This window comes from Pseudomonas sp. Ors-4-3C, from assembly GCF_055755035.1.
This window is the reverse complement of sequence record NZ_CM146900.1, coordinates 841,575-863,425: the sequence shown is the minus strand read 5'-3', so window position 1 is coordinate 863,425 and position 21,851 is coordinate 841,575. Positions and strand designations below refer to the sequence as shown.

At 61.5% G+C, this 21,851-nt stretch carries 11 protein-coding genes; 8 read left to right on the top strand and 3 right to left on the bottom strand.

Features of this window, described 5'->3' with window-relative positions; genetic code table 11:
• Positions 1 to 199 precede the first annotated feature (199 nt).
• Positions 200 to 8,806 carry a retention module-containing protein gene (locus tag ACVHNU_RS04040; RefSeq protein WP_473019058.1) on the bottom strand — a complete coding sequence of 2,869 codons (8,607 nt, stop codon included), beginning with the start codon at positions 8,804 to 8,806 and terminating at the stop codon, positions 200 to 202.
• Positions 8,807 to 9,338: 532 nt separating this feature from the next.
• On the opposite strand from ACVHNU_RS04040, the gene ACVHNU_RS04035 reads away from it, so the two are divergent.
• The 3 genes from ACVHNU_RS04035 to ACVHNU_RS04025 all read left to right on the top strand — a co-directional run bounded on the left by ACVHNU_RS04035 (position 9,339) and on the right by ACVHNU_RS04025 (position 14,555).
• Positions 9,339 to 10,703, top strand: coding sequence for a TolC family outer membrane protein (locus ACVHNU_RS04035; RefSeq protein ID WP_473019057.1), 1,365 nt, complete (start codon positions 9,339 to 9,341; stop codon positions 10,701 to 10,703).
• A 157-nt stretch (positions 10,704 to 10,860) separates the two neighbouring features.
• Complete coding sequence (locus ACVHNU_RS04030; protein WP_473019056.1) at positions 10,861 to 13,023, top strand: type I secretion system permease/ATPase; 2,163 nt, start codon at positions 10,861 to 10,863, stop codon at positions 13,021 to 13,023.
• 173 nt (positions 13,024 to 13,196) lie between these two features.
• A complete protein-coding gene (locus ACVHNU_RS04025) occupies positions 13,197 to 14,555 on the top strand; it encodes an HlyD family type I secretion periplasmic adaptor subunit (protein WP_003222719.1) in 1,359 nt (452 codons plus the stop codon).
• Positions 14,556 to 14,675: 120 nt separating this feature from the next.
• On the opposite strand, the gene ACVHNU_RS04020 is transcribed toward ACVHNU_RS04025, so the two are convergent.
• Both ACVHNU_RS04020 and ACVHNU_RS04015 read right to left on the bottom strand, forming a co-directional pair.
• A complete protein-coding gene (locus tag ACVHNU_RS04020) occupies positions 14,676 to 15,269 on the bottom strand; it encodes a tRNA-uridine aminocarboxypropyltransferase (RefSeq protein ID WP_473019055.1) in 594 nt (197 codons plus the stop codon).
• A gap of 5 nt (positions 15,270 to 15,274) precedes the next feature.
• Positions 15,275 to 16,168 carry a LysR family transcriptional regulator gene (locus ACVHNU_RS04015; protein WP_007956593.1) on the bottom strand — a complete coding sequence of 298 codons (894 nt, stop codon included), beginning with the start codon at positions 16,166 to 16,168 and terminating at the stop codon, positions 15,275 to 15,277.
• 383 nt (positions 16,169 to 16,551) lie between these two features.
• On the opposite strand from ACVHNU_RS04015, the gene speB reads away from it, so the two are divergent.
• From speB to ACVHNU_RS03990, 5 genes are all read left to right on the top strand, one after another.
• The gene (gene speB / locus ACVHNU_RS04010) at positions 16,552 to 17,502 is read left to right on the top strand and encodes an agmatinase (RefSeq protein WP_003222717.1); all 951 of its coding nucleotides are present in this window, start codon (positions 16,552 to 16,554) and stop codon (positions 17,500 to 17,502) included.
• 10 nt (positions 17,503 to 17,512) lie between these two features.
• Positions 17,513 to 17,935, top strand: coding sequence for a YybH family protein (locus tag ACVHNU_RS04005; RefSeq protein ID WP_003222716.1), 423 nt, complete (start codon positions 17,513 to 17,515; stop codon positions 17,933 to 17,935).
• A 55-nt stretch (positions 17,936 to 17,990) separates the two neighbouring features.
• On the top strand, positions 17,991 to 19,499 hold the full coding sequence (locus tag ACVHNU_RS04000) for a purine-cytosine permease family protein (protein ID WP_262143090.1): 1,509 nt from the start codon (positions 17,991 to 17,993) through the stop codon (positions 19,497 to 19,499).
• Positions 19,500 to 19,653: 154 nt separating this feature from the next.
• Complete coding sequence (locus ACVHNU_RS03995; protein ID WP_003222714.1) at positions 19,654 to 21,033, top strand: sodium:solute symporter family protein; 1,380 nt, start codon at positions 19,654 to 19,656, stop codon at positions 21,031 to 21,033.
• Positions 21,034 to 21,119: 86 nt separating this feature from the next.
• Positions 21,120 to 21,845, top strand: coding sequence for an MBL fold metallo-hydrolase (locus tag ACVHNU_RS03990; protein WP_262143089.1), 726 nt, complete (start codon positions 21,120 to 21,122; stop codon positions 21,843 to 21,845).
• Positions 21,846 to 21,851 lie beyond the last annotated feature (6 nt).

Here is a 21,851-nt window from a genome sequence, read left to right as displayed (position 1 = left end):
TCGACTGTGAGGCCGCTTTCGCGAGCAGGCTCGCTCCCACGGGCAGCTTTGTTGTTCACAAAATGGTGAGCAGCATAAATCCAATGTGGGAGCGAGCCTGCTCGCGAAGGCTGGCTCACTGGCAACACCGTTCTCCAGACAGAAAAAACCCGCCGTCCCGACTGATCGGAACGGCGGGTCTTGTCGTTTCAGGCCTCGATCACACCGTGTCCACCTTCAACGAATGATCATTGAGCATGCCGCTGATGATCGTCGCCGTGTCGTGTCCGCTGGCGATCACCCCACCCGCCCCCGGGGTCACGCCGTAGTGGCTGGCGAGGTTGACGCCGGCCAGGTCGATGGTCTGGTTCGGCGTCGCGCCGGCGATGGCACTGACATTGATGCTGGTCAGTACCGACGCGCCGCTGCCGGTGACGGTGAAGTGCAGGTAGTCGTCGAGCGATGCGGTGGTGCTGTTTTCACCTTGCAGCAGTTGCGACAGGTCGAGCTTGTCGGTGCCGGGTGTGAAGTCGGTGATGGTGTCGTGGCCACTGTTGCCCTTGAGGTACTGGAAGGTGTCGGCTCCCGGCCCGCCGGTCAGGGTGTTGTTGCCCATACCGCCGATCAGCAGGTCATCGCCACCGCCACCGTTGAGGATGTCGTTGCCCAGACCGCCGTTGATCACGTTGTTATTGTTGTCACCGGTCAGGGTGTCATTGAAGTTCGAACCGATGAGATTTTCGACGTTGGTAATGGTGTCGATGCCAGCGCCGATGGTGTTTTGCGGCACGAGCAGGCTCAGGTTGACCGTGACCCCGGCCGTCGCATGCGCATAGCTCACGGTGTCGATGCCGGTACCGCCATCGAGGATGTCGTTGCCCGGGCCGCTGTAGAGCAAGTCGTTGCCGGCGCCGCCGTGCATTTCGTTGTTGCCTGAACCGCCGCTGAGCACATCATTGCCGTCGCCACCGTTAAGGATGTTGTTGCCGGTGCCGGCCACCAGAATGTCATCCCCCGACGTACCGGTGAGCGTATGACCGTCCTGATAAGTGATGCTGACGTCGGCCGTGTCGCTGCCGCCATGGTTGTCGTTGGCGGTGTAGGTGCCGTTGAAGTCTGGCGTCACGTCGTGGGCGCCGGCGTAGTTGACCGTCATGGTCAGTTGGTAATTTTCCGCCGCCGTCGGGTTGCTGCCGCTGGTGTTGCTGATGTTGGTGACGTGAATCTGGTAGGTGCCGTCGGCGCTGGCGGTGATGGTGCCGCCGTCGGCGATGCTGACGAACGCGCCGCCATTCACCGAGTACTCCATGGTGATGTGCCCGGCCGCCAGGTTGTGATCCAGGTTGAGGGTTTCGCCCTGTTTCAGTTTGACGGTGATCAGGTCTTCATCGTTGGCGTTGGCGGTGGTCACCGCGCCGAGGTAGCCGCTGACCACCAGCACTGCGGTCATCGCCGTGGCATTAGCAGTGAAGGCGCTGCGCACGTCGGCCAGATTCTGGTTGGCGGCGGTGTTGCCGGTGCCGGCGAAGTTGATCGCGCCGGTGCCGGTGAAGTCCGCACCCTTGGCCGCCCAACCGGTGTTGAAGGTGGTTGGCGATGCAGTCAGCGGATCGCCGTCCGGGTCGCTGTCGTTGGCCAGCAACAACTCGCCCGGCACCGTGACCGTGCTCGACAGCACGTTGGTGATGACATGGTCGTCGACCGCCACGGGTGGCGAGTTGGGGATCACTTTCACGGTCAGCGTCGAGCTGGCGAGGTCGCCGTCGTTGTCGCTGAGGGTGAAACCGATGTTCTCGGTGATCACGGTGGTCGTGGTTTTCTGTGAGATGTAGGTGTAATCGCCAGTGTCGAGGTTGATCTGCAGCGTGCCGCTGTTGTTGGTGGCGATGCTCAGGGTGTTGGTCGTGGTGTCGAAGGTGCCGTGGTTGGTGCCACCGCTCGCGACCAACGAACCTTGGCCGCCGTTGGCTTTCGGGTCATAGGTGTACGTGGTGCCATCGACCACTATGGATTTGATGAAACCACCATCGGCGCCGAAGGTGCCCGTGTCACCCAGCAGAGAGCCGGTGACCGGCGCGCCAACTACGGTGCCCGACAACACCGAGTTGAGCTGATTGAGGTCGGTGACCACCACCGCATTGGTGTCGGTGTGGCTGATGCCGTCATAGGCCAATGGATCGAGGTTGGCGTTGCTCACGCCGCTGCCCAGGCCGATGGCGTAGTTCTTGATGTTGTTGGCATCAAGGAAGGCTTTGAGTGCGGTCTCGTCGGCGCTGCCGATTTCCTGGCCGGCGGTGGGTTTACCGTCGGAGAAGAAGTAACCGATGTTCTGCGCACCGTCCTGTTTGCCGGCGGTGTTGAACGCGGTCTGCATCGCCGCCACGGCGGCGTCGTAGTTGGTGCCGCCGCCGGCGGTGAGGCCGGCCAGCAGGGTTTTGGCGGTGGCCACATCGACCCACACCGAGGTGCGGTCAGTGGCGCTGCTGCTGAAGGTCACCAGTTGCACTTTCACATCGCCGAGGTCGTCATATTTGTCGAGCAAGGCGCTGATCGCCTGTTTGGCCAACGCCAGGCGCGACAGGCCCGGCACGCCGGACGCGTCGGCCATGCTGCCGGAAATGTCGAGGACGATGAGGATGTTGGAGTCGATCTCTACCGCCGCCACCGAGCGATCCGACGGCACGGCTTTGGGCACGTCATCGACGATGTTGACCACGATGGTGCTGGTGGTGCTGTTGCCCAAGGCATCGGTGGCTTTGTAGGTGAAACTTTCGCTGAGGGTGTTGGCCCCATCGTTGGCGCTTGGCGTGGTTTTCGGCGCCGAGGTCAGGGTGTAGGTGTACGTGCCGTCGGCGTTGAGCTGGATCTGCCCGTACTGGCCGGTTGAACTGCCGACCAACGTGTACGTGATCGCGCCACTGCCACCGGTGACTGCACCAACCAGTGTGCCGGTGGCGGTTTCGCCGGTGCTGGTCGGATCGCTGCCGGTGACCGTGCCGGGGGCCAGGTCCTGGCCATCCTTGGTCAGGTCGAGGGCTTTTTCGTAGACCGTCACGTCCTGATCCACCGAGGCCACGAGTTTGCTGTCGGCAACGTTGATGGTGATAGTGGTAGTGCTTTCGTCACCGTCGCCATCGCGGATGGTGTAGGTGAACGTATCGGTGGCGCCCGGCGGGCTCACCGAGTTCGGGTTGCTGTGGTAAACGGCGTTGCCCGCCGCGTCCAGGGTCAGGTAGCCGTAGGTGCCATTGATGTTGCTGTTGAGGCCGCCGATCGCCGAGCTCGCGGTGTTGCTGCCGGCACGCACGCCCACCACAGCCCCACCCGCCGCTGCGCCGTCGGCACCGGTGACGTCGTTACCGAGCACGCTGATGTTGACCGTGCCGCCCTCCGTCACCGAGCCGGTGTCGGCCTTGGCGGTCGGCAGGTCATCGATGATGTTGACGTTGATCTGCCCCGACGCCGTGCTGCCGTCGCCATCGGTGGCGACCACGTTGAAATTCTCGGTGAGGCTGTTGGCGCCGTTGCCGGTCGGGTGTGCGTCGTTATGCACCAGGGTATAGCTGTAGGTCACGACACCCGTGGTCGGGTTATAGCCGGAGATGGTCAGCGTACTGCCCAGCGGCGTGGTGACCGACTGCGGGAAGCCTGCGGCCACACCATTGGTGACCACGGCAATACCGCCGACAGTCAGGGTTTGCAGACCGTCGAGCGCAGTCACGGTGAAGGTGCCGCTTTGGGTCAGTGCCGTGGCGTCCGGCGCACTGCCGTTGCCAAGGTTTTTTTCGTAGACGGTGAGTTCGCCGCCGTTGACGTCGAGACCGTTGAGGATCACCGGATCGTCGTTGTTGTGGATCTGCAGGACGAGGTTTGCGGTGCTGGTATCGCCGTCCGAATCGGTGATGGTGTAGGTGAAGGTTTCGGTGCCATTGCCGCCGCCGTGCAGGTTTTTGAAATCGGCATCGGTTGGGTTGAGCGTGTAGGTGTAAGTGCCGTCTGTGTGCAGTTCGAGCGAACCGTAAATGCCGGTGAAGGTGCCAGCGGTGACGGGGCCGGTGGGTACGCGGTCAGCGCCTTGTACATCATTGGTAAGAACGTTGCCGGTCAGGGTCAGGTTGGTTTCTGACGCAGTGTTGGCATTGCTGTCGTTCACCGCTTTGGGCACGTCGTCGATCACGTTGACGTCAAGGGTCGCGTTGGCGGTGGTGCCGTTGTCGTCGACCACGGTGACGGCGAATTGCTCGGGCAGGTTGTTTGCACCATTGCCGGTTGGGTGGGCGTCGTTGTGATCCAACGTGTAGCTGTAACTCACAACACCGGTCGTTGCGTTGAAACCGGTGATGGTGAGCGTGCTGCCCAATGGCGTGGTGACCGATTGCGGGAAGCCTGCGGCCACGCCGTTGGTGACCACGGCGATACCACCGACGGTCAGCGTCGTTACGCCATCGAGTGCGGTGATGGTGAAGGTGCCGCTTTGGGTCAGTGCATTAGCGTCAGGAGCGCTACCGGTACTGAGGTTTTTTTCGTAAACGGTGAGTTCGCCGCCGTTCACGTCCAGGCCGTTGATGATCACCGGATCGTCGTTGTTGTGGATCTGCAGGACGAGGTTTGCGGTGCTGGTATCGCCGTCCGAGTCAGTGATGGTGTAGGTGAAGTTCTCGGTGCCATTGCCGCCGCCGTGCAGGTTTTTGAAATCGTCGTCGGTCGGGTTGAGCGTGTAGGTGTAAGTGCCGTCGGTGTGCAGTTCGAGCGTGCCGTAAGTGCCGTTGAAAGTCCCGGCAGTGACTGGGCCGGTCGGTACGCGGTCGGCGCCTTGTACATCATTGGTAAGAACGTTGCCGGTCAGCGTCAGATTGGTTTCCGAAGCGGTGCCGGTGTTGGCATCGTTCACCGCTTTGGGCACGTCGTCGATCACGTTGACGTCGAGGGTGGCGTTGGCGGTGGTGCCGTTGTCGTCCACCACGGTGACGGCGAATTGCTCGGGCAGGTTGTTCGCACCATTGCCGGTTGGGTGGGCGTCGTTGTGATCGAGGGTGTAGCTGTAGCTGACCACGCCGGTCGTTGCGTTGAAACCGGTGATGATGAGCGTGCTGCCCAGCGGCGTGGTGACTGATTGCGGGAAGCCTGCGGCCACGCCGTTGGTGACCACCGCGATGCCGCCGACAGTGAGCGTTGTCACGCCGTCCAAAGCGGTGATGGTGAAGGTGCCGCTTTGGGTCAGTGCATTGGCGTCCGGAGCACTACCGGTGCTGAGGTTTTTTTCGTAGACGGTGAGTTCGCCGCCGTTTACGTCGAGGCCGCTGATGACCACCGGATCGTCATTGTTGTGGATCTGCAGGACGAGGTTCGCGGTGCTGGTATCGCCGTCCGAGTCAGTGATGGTGTAGGTGAAATTCTCGGTGCCATTGCCGCCGCCGTGCAGGTTTTTGAAGTCGGCGTCGGTTGGGTTGAGCGTGTAGGTGTAAGTGCCGTCGGTGTGCAGTTCCAGGGTGCCGTAAGTGCCGTTGAAAGTACCGGCAGTCACTGGGCCGGTCGGTACGCGGTCAGCGCCTTGTACATCATTGGTAAGAACGTTGCCGGTCAGGGTCAGGTTGGTTTCTGACGCAGTGTTGGCATTGCTGTCGTTGACGGCTTTGGGCACGTCGTCGATCACGTTGACGTCGAGGGTGGCGTTGGCGGTGGTGCCGTTGTCGTCCACCACGGTGACGGCGAATTGCTCGGGCAGGTTGTTTGCACCATTGCCGGTTGGGTGGGCGTCGTTGTGATCGAGGGTGTAGCTGTAGCTGACCACGCCGGTCGTTGCGTTGAAACCGGTGATGGTCAGCGTGCTGCCCAGCGGTGTGGTGACGGATTGCGGGAAGCCTGCGGCTACGCCGTTGGTGACAACCGCGATGCCGCCGACGGTCAGCGTCGTTACGCCATCGAGTGCGGTGATGGTGAACGTGCCGCTCTGGGTCAGCGCATTGGCATCAGGAGAGCTGCCGGTACTTAGGTTTTTTTCGTAAACGGTGAGTTCGCCGCCGTTCACATCCAGGCCGCTGATGACCACCGGATCGTCGTTGTTGTGGATCTGCAGGACGAGGTTCGCAGTGCTGGTATCACCGTCCGAATCGGTGATGGTGTAGGTGAACGTTTCAGTACCATTGCCGCCGCCATGCAGGTTTTTGAAATCGGCATCGGTCGGGTTCAGCGTGTAGGTGTAAGTGCCATCGGTGTGCAGTTCGAGCGTGCCGTAAGTGCCGGTGAAAGTACCGGCAGTGACTGGGCCGGTGGGTACGCGGTCGGCGCCTTGTACGTCGTTGGTCAGGACGTTGCCGGTCAGGGTCAGGTTGGTTTCCGAGGCGGTGTTGGCGTTGCTGTCGTTCACTGCTTTGGGCACGTCGTCGATCACGTTGACGTCGAGTGTGGCGTTGGCGGTGGTGCCGTTGTCGTCCACCACCGTGACGGCGAACTGTTCCGGCAGGTTGTTTGCGCCATTGCCGGTTGGATGGGCGTCGTTGTGGTCGAGGGTGTAGCTGTAGCTGACAACACCGGTGGCCGCGTTGAAACCAGTGATGGTCAGCGTGCTGCCCAATGGCGTGGTGACCGATTGCGGGAAGCCTGCGGCCACACCGTTGGTGACCACCGCGATGCCGCCGACAGTGAGCGTTGTCACGCCGTCCAAAGCGGTGATCGTGAAGGTGCCGCTTTGGGTCAGTGCATTAGCGTCAGGAGCGCTACCGGTACTTAGGTTTTTTTCGTAAACGGTGAGTTCGCCGCCGTTCACATCCAGGCCGCTGATGACCACCGGATCGTCGTTGTTGTGGATCTGCAGGACGAGGTTCGCGGTGCTGGTATCGCCGTCGGAATCGGTGATGGTGTAGGTGAAGGTTTCGGTGCCATTGCCGCCGCCATGCAGGTTTTTGAAATCGGCATCGGTCGGGTTCAGCGTGTAGGTGTAAGTGCCATCGGTGTGCAGTTCGAGCGTGCCGTAAGTGCCGGTGAAAGTACCGGCAGTGACTGGGCCGGTGGGTACGCGGTCGGCGCCTTGTACGTCGTTGGTCAGGACGTTGCCGGTCAGGGTCAGGTTGGTTTCCGAGGCAGTACCAGTGTTGCTGTCATCGACGGCTTTGGGCACGTCGTCAATGATGTTCGCGCTGATGGTGGTATTGGCGGTGCTGCCGTTGTCGTCCGTCACCGTCACGGCAAACTGTTCGGGCAACGTATTGGCGCCATTGCCGGTCGGGTGCGCGTCGTTGTGATTGAGGGTGTAGCTGTAGGTGAGAACGCCGGTCGCCGCGTTGAATCCGGTGACGGTCAGCGTGCTGCCCAAAGGCGTCGTGATCGATTGCGGGAAGCCTGCGGCCACGCCATTGGTGACCACGGCGATACCGCCCACCATCAGCGTGGTGACGCCGTCCGGCGCGGTGATGGTGAGGCTGCCGTTTTGCGTCAACGCCGCTGCATCGGGCGCACTGCCGCTGCCGAGATTGGCCTCATTCACGGTCAGCACGCCGCCATTGATACCGTTATTGATCGTCACCGGATCGTCGTTGTTGTGGATCTGCAGCACCAGATTCGCGGTGCTGCTGTCACCGTCGGAATCGGTGATGGTGTAGGCGAACGTTTCAGTACCGTTGCCACCACCGTGCAGGTTTTTGAAATCGGCGTCGCTGGTGTTCAGGGTGTAGGTGTAAGTGCCATCGGCGTGCAGTACCAAAGTGCCGTAGGTTCCCGTGAAAGTACCGGGGGTGACCGGCCCGCCAGCGACGCGGTCAGCACCTTGTACGTCATTGGTCAGCACGTTGCCGGTCAACGTCAGATTGGTTTCCGACGCGGTGCCGGTGTTGCTGTCATTCACCGCTCGGGGCACGTCGTCGATGATGTTGACGTCGAGCGAGCCGGTGGCGCTGTCGCCATTGCTGTCACCCGCCGTCACGGTGAAATGCTCGCTCAGGCTGTTGGCGCCGCCACCGGCCGGATGGGCGTCATTGCCATTGAGGGTGTAGCTGTAGCTGACCACGCCGGTGCTGGCGTTATAACCGGTGATGGTCAGGGTGTTGCCCAACTGGGTGGTGATCGACTGCGGAAAACCGACGGCCACGCCACCGCTGATCACGTTGATGCCGCCGATGTTCAGGCTGCTCAGACCGTCCGGGGCGCTCACGGTAAAGCTGCCGCTTTGAATCAGCGCAGCGGGGTTGGCGGCAGAGCCGTCGGGCAGATTGGCTTCGTTGACGGTCAGTTCACCGCCCGGCACCGACAGGCCACTGAGCGTCACCGGATTATTCACCGCTGGCGGCACCACTGGCGCCGGAGTGTTGTCGCCGTTGTTATCGACGATGTAGTGCCGTTCCAGGGGAAACTCGGGAATCCCGTTGAAACCGGCGGTGGGGAAACCAATTCGCGGATCGACGCGTCCGCCGACTTCCGTCAGCAACACAAAACTGTGGCCACCACCCAGTTCCCCCGGTACACCCGTTGGCGCATTCGGCCCGGCAGCAGTCGCTTCGGCGGCTTTGGTCGGGTCTTCACCGGCGGCGATGGCTTTCTGGATTTGCTCAACGTCGGTCAATTGCGCTTCGGTCGGGGTCAGCGCTTCTGGCGAATCGACATGCGGCGCCTGATTGGCCAACAGCTGCCCGGTCATGGTCATGCTGCTGTCGCGACCCAGGGTCAACTCGTGGCCATTTTGCAGATGAACGGCGACGGCACCTTCTGCCCCGGTGATCACTTGATCGCCGGCAAACAGGCGATCGCCCTCGACCAGGGCGCGGCGAGTGCCGTCGGTGCCCTGCGCAAAAACCTGACCAATGACTTTAGTGACGATCCCGATGAGCGTTGCCATGTGAATTTCCTCCGCTGCCGACCACCGTCGGCACTGGTTCGCGAAGCAGCCCATGGCTCAATCGGGTTGCCGGGGTGACGCTCACACCTCGGCAGTTCGTTTCGCAGGTAGCGCAAACAAGGAAACTTCAGTGCGATCAAGCACTTAAAACTCCTGATCAATGCAGCAAACCCACTAACGCTACGTAACGGTGGTGAATCACCCGAGTGACAAAAAAATGTCGCTCATCTGCCGCTACGCGTCCCTCCCCTTCAGCATTACTTCGCCGTATGTCGCAAAGTGAATGGAACTTTCCTCAAGCCTTTCCGTGCACCCTGATGCGCGGAAAACAAAGGCTTTCGTGCTGAACAATGTGCTGGATTTTACAAAGCGCATAAGTTTTTTTCGGCATAACCCTTATGAAAATTTTTTCTTAGCTACGCTTCAGGATGTTCTTAGCTCTGTTGTTACAAGAGTGAAACGCTTAAACCTCAAAATTTCGTCAAATATTTGGCGACGGTAACACACCATCAGGACCAGGGAGATGCACCCCATGCGCGTTTTAACCCCCCTCTGCAGCGCGGTTTTGCTGGCCATGGCTTGCACTTCCCAAGCTCAGGCCATGAACCTGACCGACGCGATACAAAGCACCATCGCCACCCACCCAGAACTCGCCTCGCGCGTGGACGCCAAGCTGTCAGCTGACGAGCAGGTGAAAGTGGCCAAGGGCGGCTTTTATCCGTCCGTGGATTTGAACGCTGCTTACGGTCGCGGCTACAGCGACAACACCAATACGCGGGCATTGACTCCCAGCGGTCACAACACCGAAATCCTCAACTACACCCAGTCCGAATTACGCTTGCGGCAGATGCTGTTCGACGGTTTCAACACCGCCAACGAGGTCGAGCGCACCAAGGGCGTGTCCAACTCGCGCGCCTATTACGCGCAAGGCACTGCCCAGGATCTGGCCCTGCGCACCATTGAGGTCTACCTCGAAGTGCTCAAGCGCCGCGAACTGGTGACCCTGGCCAAGAACAACCTGCAAGCGCACTTGAGGGTCAACGATCAGATCGGCCTGCGCACCCAGCGCGGCATCGGCAGTACCGCCGACTCCGATCAATCGGTGGCCCGTAAGGCGCTGGCGCAAAACAACCTCGACACCGCCGAAGTCGATCTGGCCGACGCCGAATCGAACTTCTACGCCGTGGTCGGGCGCATGCCCGATGAGCTCGAAGCGCCACCGTCGACTCGCGGCGAAATCCCCACCAGCCTGCCGGAAGCCCAGCAGAGCATGGTCGAGAACAACCCGTATCTGAAATCCGCGCAGGCGGACGTGCAGTCGGCCGAGAGCCAGTATGAAGTCGCCAAGTCGCCGTTCTACCCACGATTCGACGCCGAAGCGGCGGTGGGTGCGAACAACAACGTGCAAGGCGATGAAGGCCACGACAACGAATGGCGCGTGGGTGTGATCATGAATTACAACCTGTTCCGTGGCGGCAGCGACAAGGCTCGTCTGGCGTCCGATGCGCACCAGATCAATCAGGCGATGGACATCCGCAACAACGCCCTGCGGCAGTTGAACGAGAACATCCACCTGGCGTGGAACGCCATGGTCAACGCAAACAAACAGACCCCGACCGCCCGCGAATACGCCGAGACCACCAAGCGTGTGCGCGCGGCGTACCAGGATCAGTTCGGCCTCGGCCAACGCACCCTGCTCGACTTGCTCGACAGTGAAAACGAGCTCTACAACGCCAACCGCCGCTACACCGAAATCCGCTACACCGAGGAATATTCGATGTACCGCGTGCTGGCGAACATGGGCCAGTTGCTGAGCAAGCAACGGGTGGTGCTGCCGGCGGATGCGATTGCGGCGACCGAAGTCAAAAACGAAGCGCGCCTGCCCGAGCTGAAGTAAGTCCCACGATCCATTGTGGCGAGGGAGCTTGCTCCCGCTGGGTTGCGCAGCGACCCCAAAGATTTGAGCAGCAATGAGATCCATGGGGCTGCTGCGCAGCCATCGGGGATAAATCCCCTCGCCACAGGTTGGACAAGTCATTACAGGGGCGATCAATATGACCAGCATGGCCGAAGGCGGACACTCCGGGATCGATCCGCGGCTGAGCTTCGATGACCCGTTACTCGACGGTCTGTTGATCCTCTGCAAACTGCATGGCGCGACGGTCAGTCGCGCCAGTCTGAGCGCCGGGCTGCCCCTGAACAAGCAACGCCTGAGCCTGGATCTGCTGCCCCGCGCAGCGGCCCGGGCCGGGTTACAGGCGCGTCTGTTGCGCCGCGAACTGAAAGATCTTTCTGCGCTGAATCTGCCGATTCTGTTGCTGCTCAAGGATGGGCGCACCGCCGTATTGCGGCGTTTCGGCGACGACGGCAAGGCGCTGATCCTGCCCAGCGAAGCCGATGGCGGCGAGCAATGGGTCGAGCGCGAAGAACTCGCCGAACACTACAGCGGCCAGGCCTTGTTCGCCCGTCCGCGCCACGAACTCGAAGACTTGCGCTCACCGCTGGTGCCACGGGTCCACGCCTGGTTTCGCGACACCCTCAAGCTGTCGAAATGGCTGTACAGCGATGCGATCCTCGCCAGTTTCCTGATCAACCTTTTAGGTCTGATGGTGCCGCTGTTCGTGATGCAGACCTACGACCGCGTGGTGCCGAATCAGGCCACCTCGACCCTGTGGGTGTTGGCGATCGGCCTGCTGATCGGTACCGGCTTCGAGCTGGTGCTGCGGGTGGTGCGCGCGCACCTGCTGGACACCGCGGGCAAGAAAACCGATGTGATCCTTTCTGCGACGTTGTTCGAGCGCATCACCGGCATGGCGATGAAGGCGCGGCCGGCAACCATCGGCGGTTTCGCCCAGAGCATTCATGACTTTCAGGGCCTGCGCGAATTCCTCACCGCGGTGACCCTGACCAGCCTGATCGACCTGCCCTTCGTGGTGTTGATGCTGGTGGTGATCGGTCTGCTCGGTGGCTGGCTGGTGGTGATTCCGCTGCTGGCGTTTCCGATCACGATCATCTTCGCCATGGTGATTCAGGCACGCCTGCGCGACACCGTGCAAAAGAGTCTGAGCCTCGGCGCCGAACGGCAGGCGCTGCTGATCGAAACCCTCGGTGGTCTGGAAACCCTCAAGGCCTGCGGCGCCGAAAGCGAGCGCCAGCACAAATGGGAAAGCACCCACGGCGCCCTCACCCGCCTCGACAGCCATGCGCGCAATCTTTCGGCGCTGGCGACCAACGGCACGCTGTTCATCCAGCAGTTCTCTGGTATGGCGACGATTGTTGCCGGGGTCTACAGCATCATCGCCGGCAACCTCAGCGTCGGTGCGCTGGTGGCCAGCTACATGCTCGGCAGCCGGGTGCTCGCTCCATTGGGGCAGATCGCCGGGCTGATCACCCGCTACCAGCAAGCGCAACTGACCATGAAAAGCACCGACGCGCTGATGGGCCTACCGCAGGAGCGCGACGGCAAGCAGCGGCCACTGGAACGCACGCAACTGCAAGGTGCGCTGGACGTCAGCGGCGTGACCTTTCACTACAACGGCCAGAACGCGCCGGCGCTGAGCAACGTCAGCTTCAGCATGAAACCCGGCGAGCGGATCGGCATCATCGGCCGCAGCGGCTCGGGCAAGAGCACCCTGGCGCGGCTGGTGATGGGCTTCTATGAACCCGAGGAAGGCCAGTTGCTGCTCGACGGCCTCGACCTGCGGCAACTGGATGTCGCCGACCTGCGCCAGCAGATCGGTTATGTCGCCCACGACCTGCCGCTATTGGCCGGCAGCCTGCGCGACAACCTGACCCTCGGCGCCCGCTACATCAGCGATTCACGCATGCTCGAAGTCGCCGAGCTGACAGGCGTCACCGAACTGGCCCGCCAGCATCCACAAGGGTTCGACCGGCCAGTGGGCGAGCGCGGCCAGCTACTTTCCGGCGGCCAGCGTCAGGCCGTTTTACTCGCTCGGGCATTGCTGCTCGACCCACCGATCATGCTGCTCGACGAACCCACCAGCGCCATGGACAACAGCAGCGAAGACCTGCTGCGCCAGAAGCTCCACGGCTGGGTTCAAGGCAAAACACTGCTGCTGGTCACCCACCGCACCTCGATGCTGAGCCTGGTGGACCGATTGCTGGTGCTGGACAACGGCCGGGTCGTCGCCGACGGCCCGAAAGAAGCGGTCATCGATGCACTGCGCAAGGGCCGCGTCGGCTCGGCGGCGGTTTAGTCGATGCAACACAAACCTGTGGCCACCTACTGTCTGTGGCGAGGGAGCTTGCTCCCGCTTGGGTGCGCAGCGCCCACAAGATTTTTGGGGCTGCTGCGCAACCCAGCGGGAGCAAGCTCCCTCGCCACAGGTTCGCGTTGGCTTGGTTTCTCTTGATTGAGGGGTATCGCCGCATGTCAGCTTCATCTTCGAAAGAGCGCGGCTACTTCAACAGTTTCGGCAAAAGCGCCGAAGCCGAGTTCATGCCGGAAACCGCTGGCGCGGCGCTGCAGGATTCGCCGCGCTGGTCGCGGATCACCGTGTGGCTGGCGGCGGCGCTGCTGATCAGTGCGCTGGTCTGGGCCAAGTTCGCCGTGCTTGAAGAAGTGACCATGGGCGAAGGCAAGGCGATTCCGTCAAGCAAGGTCCAGGTGATCCAGAACCTGGAGGGCGGGATCGTCACAGAGATTTTTGTGCGTGAAGGGCAGATGGTGAACAAGGGCGACAAGCTGTTGCGCCTGGATGACACGCGTTTCCTGTCGAACAAAGGTGAGAGCGAGGCCGACCGTTACGCGCTGACCGCGCAAGTCGAGCGCCTCTCCGCCGAAGCCGAGGGCCGTCCGTTCAAACTGTCTGACGAGGTGATCGCCAAGGCGCCACAGGTCGCCGAAGACGAACGCGCGCTGTACGACCAACGCCAGCGCCGCCTGGCCAGCGAACAACGCACCCTTACCGAACAGCTGCGGCAGAAGACCCAGGAACTGGCGGAGTTTCGTTCCAAGCAAGGTCAGTACAGTTCCAGCCTGGCGCTATTGCAGCAAGAGATGAACATGTCGGCGCCACTGGTCGGCACTGGTGCGGTGTCGCCGGTGGAGATCCTGCGGCTCAAGCGCAGCGCGGTAGAGATTCGCGGTTCGCTGAATGCGACGACCCTGGCAATCCCTCGGGCGGAATCGGCAATCAACGAGATCAAGAGCAAGATCGACGAATCGGAACAGACTTTCCGTTCCGACGCCGCCAAGGACCTCAATCAGAAACGCACCGACCTGTCGAAAATCACCGCGTCGAGCATCGCCATCGACGACCGGGTCAGCCGCACCACCGTGACTTCGCCGGTGCACGGAGTGATCAAGCAACTCAAGGTCAACACCATCGGCGGCGTGGTGCAGCCGGGCAGCGACATGGTGGAAATCGTGCCGCTGGAAGACAACCTGTTGATCGAGGCCAAGGTCCGTCCGCAAGACGTCGCGTTCCTGCATCCGGGGCAGAAAGCCATGGTCAAGTTCAGCGCCTACGACTACACGATCTACGGCGGCCTGAGCGCAAAACTGGAGCTGATCGGCGCCGACACCATCACCGATGACAAGGGCAACAGCTTCTACCTGATTCAGGTGCGCACCGATAAAAACCACTTGGGCGGGGATGTGAAACCGCTGCTGATCATCCCGGGGATGGTGGCGACGGTGGACATTATTACCGGGGAGAAAAGTGTGCTGGATTACCTGCTCAAACCGGTGCTGAAGGCACGGACCGAGGCGATGCGTGAGCGGTAGGCATTGTAGAGATTTGCGGCGATTGATCCGACGCCTTCGCGAGCAAGCCCGCTCCCACAGTTGGAATGCATTTCCCTGTGGGAGCGGGCTTGCTCGCGAAGAGGCCCGCACCAACACCCATTATTTTGAATGATTACGCTGAAAAACCTCCTCCCCCATCGCCGCAATCTGCCCCTCGATCAACGCCTCGAACGGTTTGAGCAACGGCGCAAACGTGGTCGGCGCTTCAAGGGTTTCCAGCGCCTGCACAATCGCCTCGATCGTCGACAACGCCCCCGGCCCCGGTGCCTTGCGCAACCGATAACGCGACACCCCGCCCGCGGCCAGCGTCACCCGTGGCAACGCCGCCAGCAGCGGGTTGAGATGGAGCATCTTGCGCGCCTTGCGCCAGGTGCCGTCCGGCACCACCAACAGCAGCGGTTGGTCAGACTCGCGATAAGCCTGCATCGGCTGCGCATCGTCGGCGGGAAACAGCAACCGCGCCTGATACCCCGGCCGGTTGAGCAGCGCGGGTAAATCCTCGAAGACTTCCCCCACGATCAGCTCGGCATTGGTCAAACCCAACGCCGCCAATCGCGCGGTGTTGAGCGCGTGATTGACCTCGCTCGGATGCTGCAACAGCAACACCCGGGTGCGGCTCTCGAGGCTCGGGATCAGCGGGCACAGGCAATGGGTTTGTGGGCGCAGGCAGCGCGGGCATTGGGGTCTGGACATGGTCTTTACGCCTGATTCAACTGCGCTTTGAGCAAATCACGGAAGGTCTGGATCAGCGGTTCGCGGCTGCGGCCACGGCGCATGATCATCGAGAACGGCGCCTGATAACCGAAAGTCGCCGGCAGCAAAACGCGCAAGTCGCCCTTGTCAGCCCAGGCCTGGGCGTAGTGCTCCGGCAAGTAACCGATGTAGGCACCAGAGAGCACCAGAATCAGCTGCGCTTCCATACTTTCCACAGTCGCCGCGCTGTGCTTGAAACCATGACGCGCCAGCTCCGCCTGACTCCAGTAACCACGCCCGACCATGCGCTGCTGAGTGATGACCTGCTCGGGAATCCGCCGCTCGTTGAACAGCGGATGCCGGCTGCTGCAATACAGCCAGTGCTGTTCGCGGTACAGCGGCATGTACACCAGACCGCTCATGCGCGTGGAGAACGCACCGATGGCCAGATCGAGGCGATTGTCCTGCACACCGAGTTGCAGTTCGTAGGGGCTCATCACCGACAGGTGCAAATGCACCGCCGGGTGTTCCTGGCTGTAGGCGCCGATGGCTTCGGCGAACGGCAAGGCCTTGTCGCTGACCGTGGAATCGATCACCCCGAGATTCAGCGTGCCACGCAGTTCGCCCTTGAGCGCGGCGGCGTATTGCTCGAAGCCTTCGAGCTCGGCCAGCAGGCGCAGGGTTTCCTGATGGAACAGCTCACCCTTGCTGGTCAGGCTGAACCCACCCCGCCCGCGATGGCACAGCACCAGACCGAGCGCGGCTTCGAGCTGGCTCATGTAGGTGCTGATCGCCGAGGTCGACAGGTTGAGTTCCTGCTGCGCATTGGCAAAGCCCTGATGCCGGACCACGCTGACGAAGATGCGCAATAGTTTCAGGTCGGGTAAAGCGTTGGCCATCAAGTACTCCACAAACAAGGATCACAGGTGCGTAGAACGCTGCACCACACCACATCCCTTGTGGCGAGGGAGCTTGCTCCCGCTCGGCTGCGAAGCAGTCGCAAACCCGGCAAATACAGTTGATCAGGTGTACCGAGTCGTGGGGTTTTGGGTCGGCTTCGCCGCCCGGCGGGAGCAAGCTCCCTCGCCACAGGGCCATCAATACATGGTCGAAGAGTCTATCCCGGGCCTCATCATTAGTTTAGAAAAATCTGAACTAAGTTTTTGCCCGTAGCGATTCTTCCCCCGCACTACATTTCGCAGAATCGGCCCCACAGCGGCGTCCGAACCTGTGTTCAACGGTGCGCCGACATAAATAAAACAAAGACGATGAGGCCCTACCCGTGGACAAGATTCTTCACCAACCACTGGGCGGCAACGAAATGCCGCGCTTCGGCGGCATCGCCACCATGCTCCGACTCCCCCATGTACCGACCGCTGCCGGCTTGGACGCTGCCTTCGTTGGCGTGCCACTGGACATCGGTACTTCGCTGCGCCCCGGCACTCGCTTCGGGCCGCGCGACATCCGCACCGAATCGGTGATGATCCGCCCGTACAACATGGCCACCGGCGCCGCGCCGTTCGACTCGCTGTCGGTCGCCGACATCGGTGACGTGGCGATCAACACCTTCAACCTGCTCGACGCCGTACGCATCATCGAAGAAGCCTACGACAACATCCTTGAGCACAACGTGATCCCGATGACCCTGGGTGGCGACCACACCATCACCCTGCCGATCCTGCGGGCGATTCACAAGAAGCACGGCAAGGTCGGTCTGGTGCACATCGATGCCCACGCTGACGTCAACGATCACATGTTCGGCGAGAAAATCGCCCACGGCACAACCTTCCGTCGCGCCGTCGAAGAAGGTCTGCTGGACTGCGACCGCGTGGTGCAGATTGGTCTGCGCGCGCAGGGCTACACCGCTGACGACTTCAACTGGAGCCGCGATCAGGGTTTCCGCGTGGTGCAGGCCGAAGAGTGCTGGCACAAATCGCTGGCACCGCTGATGGCCGAAGTGCGCGAGAAAGTCGGTGGCGGTCCGGTGTACCTGAGCTTCGACATCGACGGCATCGACCCGGCCTGGGCGCCTGGCACCGGCACCCCGGAAATCGGGGGTCTGACGACCATTCAGGCGATTGAAATCGTTCGCGGCTGTCAGGGCCTCGACCTGATCGGCTGCGATCTGGTAGAAGTCTCGCCCGCTTACGACACCACCGGCAACACCTCGCTGCTGGCCGCCAACCTGCTGTACGAAATGCTCTGCGTACTGCCTGGCGTAGTCCACCGCTGAGGGTTCGGCCATGAACGAACGTGATCAGGTGTTGAAAGCGGCTGCCGATCTGGTGTCCGCCTTCGCTCGCAACGATCGCGAAGCTTATTTCGGCGCGTTCAGCGCCGATGCAAGTTTCGTGTTTTACACCCTCGAACAGCCGCTGCTGTCGCGCGATGCCTATCAGGCGTTGTGGGATAGCTGGCGCGCCGAGGATGGCTTCGAAGTGTTGTCGTGCACTTCGAGCAACGCTTTCGTCAGCCTGCAAGGTGACGTAGCGGTGTTTGTCCATGACGTGGCCACCGAGCTGCGCATGCAAGGGGAGCAACATTTCAGCCAGGAGCGCGAGACGATTGTTTTCAAGAAACAAGCGTCGAGCCTAGAACAACAAGGCCATTGGCTGGCCTGCCATGAACATTTGTCCGCAATGCCGGAAGGGCTGCCACCCCCTTAGCCAAAACAGGTGACGCTCACGCACGATGAGCGCGCCTTTATGATCGGAGCTGATCATGAATAACAACAACAAAGCCAACGACCAAAGCCTTACGCAAATTGAAACCCACGGGGTCGAACAGATCCCGGACCACGAACGTACCGCAGGCCCGACGGACTTGTTCCGGATGATCTTCGGTGGTTCGAACACCTTTGCCACCGCCGTGCTCGGCAGTTTCCCGGTGCTGTTCGGCCTGTCGTTTCAGGCCGGCGTCTGGGCGATTGTGGCGGGCGTGCTGCTCGGCTCGCTGATCCTCGCACCGATGGGCCTGTTCGGCCCGATCAACGGCACCAACAATGCCGTGTCCTCCGGGGCGCACTTCGGCGTGCACGGGCGGATCGTCGGTTCGTTCCTGTCGCTATTGACCGCTATCGCGTTTTTCTCGCTCTCGGTGTGGAGTTCGGGGGATGCGTTGATCGGTGGGGCGAAACGCCTGATCGGTCTGCCGGAAACCGACCTGACCCTGGGCCTGGCCTACGGTCTGTTCGCGATTCTGGTGCTGACCGTGTGCATCTACGGCTTCCGCTTTCTGCTGTGGGTAAACAAGATCGCGGTGTGGAGCGCCAGCCTGTTGTTCCTGCTGGGCATCTTCGCCTTCGCCGGTCCTTTCGATGTGAACTACGCCGGCACGGTGAACCTCGGGCAACCGGGCTTCTGGGCGGCGTTCATCGGCGCAGCGCTGGTCGCGATGAGCAACCCGATTTCCTTCGGTGCGTTCCTCGGCGACTGGTCGCGCTACATCCCGCGTGACACCTCCAAGCAACGGATCATGGCCGCTGTGGTGCTGTCGCAGATCGCCACGTTCATCCCGTTCCTGTTCGGCCTGAGCACCGCGACAATCGTCGCGATCAAGGCGCCGGACTACATCGCAGCGAACAACTATGTGGGTGGTCTGTTGGCGGTATCGCCGAGCTGGTTCTTCCTGCCGGTGTGCCTGATTGCGGTGATCGGCGGCATGTCCACCGGCACCACCTCGCTGTATGGCACCGGGCTGGACATGTCCAGCGTATTCCCGCGGGTGCTGTCACGAGTGAAAGCGACGCTGCTGATCGGCGTGCTGTCGATTGCCTTCATCTTCATCGGCCGCTTTGCCGCGAACCTGGTGCAGAGCGTGTCGACCTTCGCCGTGCTGATCATCACCTGCACTACCCCGTGGATGGTGATCATGATCATCGGCCTGCTGGTGCGTCGCGGCTTCTACTGCCCGGATGACCTGCAAGTGTTCACTCGCGGCGAGCAAGGCGGACGCTACTGGTTCAACCACGGCTGGAACTGGCGTGGTCTGGGCGCGTGGATCCCGAGCGCGGCGGTCGGCCTGTGCTTCGTCAACCTGCCGGGGCAGTTCGTCGGCCCGCTGGGCGAGATGGCTGGCGGCATCGACATCAGCCTGCCGGTGACCCTGGGGCTGGCTTCGGTGGTGTACCTGACGCTGCTGAGCCTGTTCCCGGAACCGCGCGAAGTGTTCGGGCCCACGGATGCCCGCAGCCAAGGCGTAGCAAAACCTGAACTGCGTCAGGCCGCCTGACGCAAATCCCCTGTGGGAGCGGGCTTGCTCGCGAAAGCGTCGGCACATTCAACAGTGATGTGACTGACAGATCGCATTCGCGAGCAAGCCCGCTCCCACAAGGGCAAATCGAATTCAGCCTCACCATAAAAAAGACAATCGGAGACACGCCATCATGGCTTTGGATTTATTCGTCGTCCTCATCTACGCCGCCGGCATGCTTTTGCTCGGCTACTACGGCATGCGCAAGGCCAAGACCAACGAGGATTTTCTGGTCGCCGGGCGTAACCTGGGCCCAAGCCTGTACATGGGCACCATGGCCGCGACCGTGCTCGGTGGTGCGTCCACTGTCGGCACCGTGCGTCTGGGCTACGTGCATGGCATCTCCGGTTTCTGGCTATGCGCCGCGCTGGGTTGCGGCATCGTCGCGCTGAACCTGTTCCTCGCCAAACCGCTGCTGAAACTGAAGATCTACACCGTTACCCAGGTTCTGGAAAAACGCTACAACCCGATGGCCCGCTCGGCGAGCGCGGTGATCATGCTGGCCTACGCGCTGATGATCGGCGTGACCTCGATCCTGGCGATCGGCACCGTGCTGCAAGTGCTGTTCGGCCTGCCATTCTGGATCTCGGTACTGCTCGGCGGTGGCGTGGTGGTGATCTACTCGGCGATCGGCGGCATGTGGTCGCTGACCCTGACCGATATCGTCCAGTTCATCATCAAGACCGTGGGCCTGATGTTCATCCTGTTGCCGATCTGCCTGTACCGCGTCGGCGGCTGGGACGAACTGGTGCTGAAGCTGCCGGCAGCGGCGTTCAACTTCACCACCATCGGCTGGGACACGATCATCACCTACTTCATGATCTACTTCTTCGGCATCCTGATCGGTCAGGACATCTGGCAACGGGTGTTCACCGTCAAGACCGCCAAAGTCGCCCAGTACGCCGGCAGCATCGCCGGTATCTACTGCATCCTCTACGGTTTGGCTTGCGCGCTGATCGGCATGGCCGCTCACGTACTGATCCCGGATCTGGACAACGTCAACAACGCCTTCGCCGCCATCGTCAAACTGTCGCTGCCGGACGGCATCCGTGGTCTGGTGATCGCTGCGGCACTGGCCGCCATGATGTCTACCGCCAGTGCCGGCCTGCTGGCTGCGGCCACCACCCTGACTGAAGACCTGCTGCCGAAACTGCGTGGCGGTAAACAGTCGAGCCTGGCGATCAACCGCCTGTTCACCCTGCTCACCGGTGTCGTGGTGCTCGGCATCGCGCTGGTAGTGAATGACGTGATCAGCGCCCTGACTCTTGCTTACAACCTGTTGGTCGGCGGCATGCTGATTCCGCTGATCGGTGCGATCTTCTGGAAACGCGCGACCACCGCCGGCGCCATCGCCAGCATGGGCCTGGGTTTCGCCACCGCGCTGCTGTTCATGTTCAAGGACGGTCTGGATGCCAACACGCCGATCTACTACAGCCTTGCGGTAGGTCTGGTGAGTTTTGTGGTGGTCAGCCTGGTCTCCCCTCGCCCGGCGACCGTGGCGAGTGCGATCTAAGCTCTGATGTAACGACTTGATGCTTTCTTCGACGGGTGTGGCGTCGGTTGCCACACCCGTTTTTTTACGTCTGGAGAAAATGGCTTATGAAGATCGTTTCGCGCGATCAGTGGTTTGAAGTTTTGAGCTTGAGCGATGGCATCCGGCTGATTCATGAACCGTATATTCGACCGTTCTACCGCTGCAACCTGTGGCATGTTCAGGGCCGCGACAAGGACTTGTTGCTGGATAGCGGTTCGGGATTGGTCAGCCTGCGCGAGCAACTGCCGTGGCTCACCGAACGGCCGCTGGTGGCCGTCGCCAGCCACTGCCACTTCGACCACATCGCCGGGCATCACGAATTCGCCGAACGTCTGGTGCATCGCGCCGAGGCCGACATTCTTGCCGCGCCGAACGGCGAGAATGACCTCAGCCGGGCCTTCGTCGGTGACGACATGTTCGAGGCGCATCCGGACTGTCCGCTGTGCTACGCCGAATACCGGGTCAAGGCTGCGCCAGCCACCGGGTTTGTCGAGGATGGCGACGTGCTGGATCTGGGCAACCGCACGCTGCAAGTGCTGCACACGCCGGGGCATTCGCCGGGTGGGATCAGCCTGTATGAGGCGGCCACCGAAACCTTATTCAGCGGCGACATCATCTACGACGGGCCGTTGATCGAAGACGCCTACCACTCCAATCTGCAGGATTACGCCACCAGCCTGCGGCGCTTGCAGGCGCTGCCGATCCGCACGGTGCATGGCGGGCATTTCGGCAGTTTTTCCGGGGGGCATTTGCGTTCGATGATTGACGAATGGTTACGTCGACACGCTTGAGGCCTG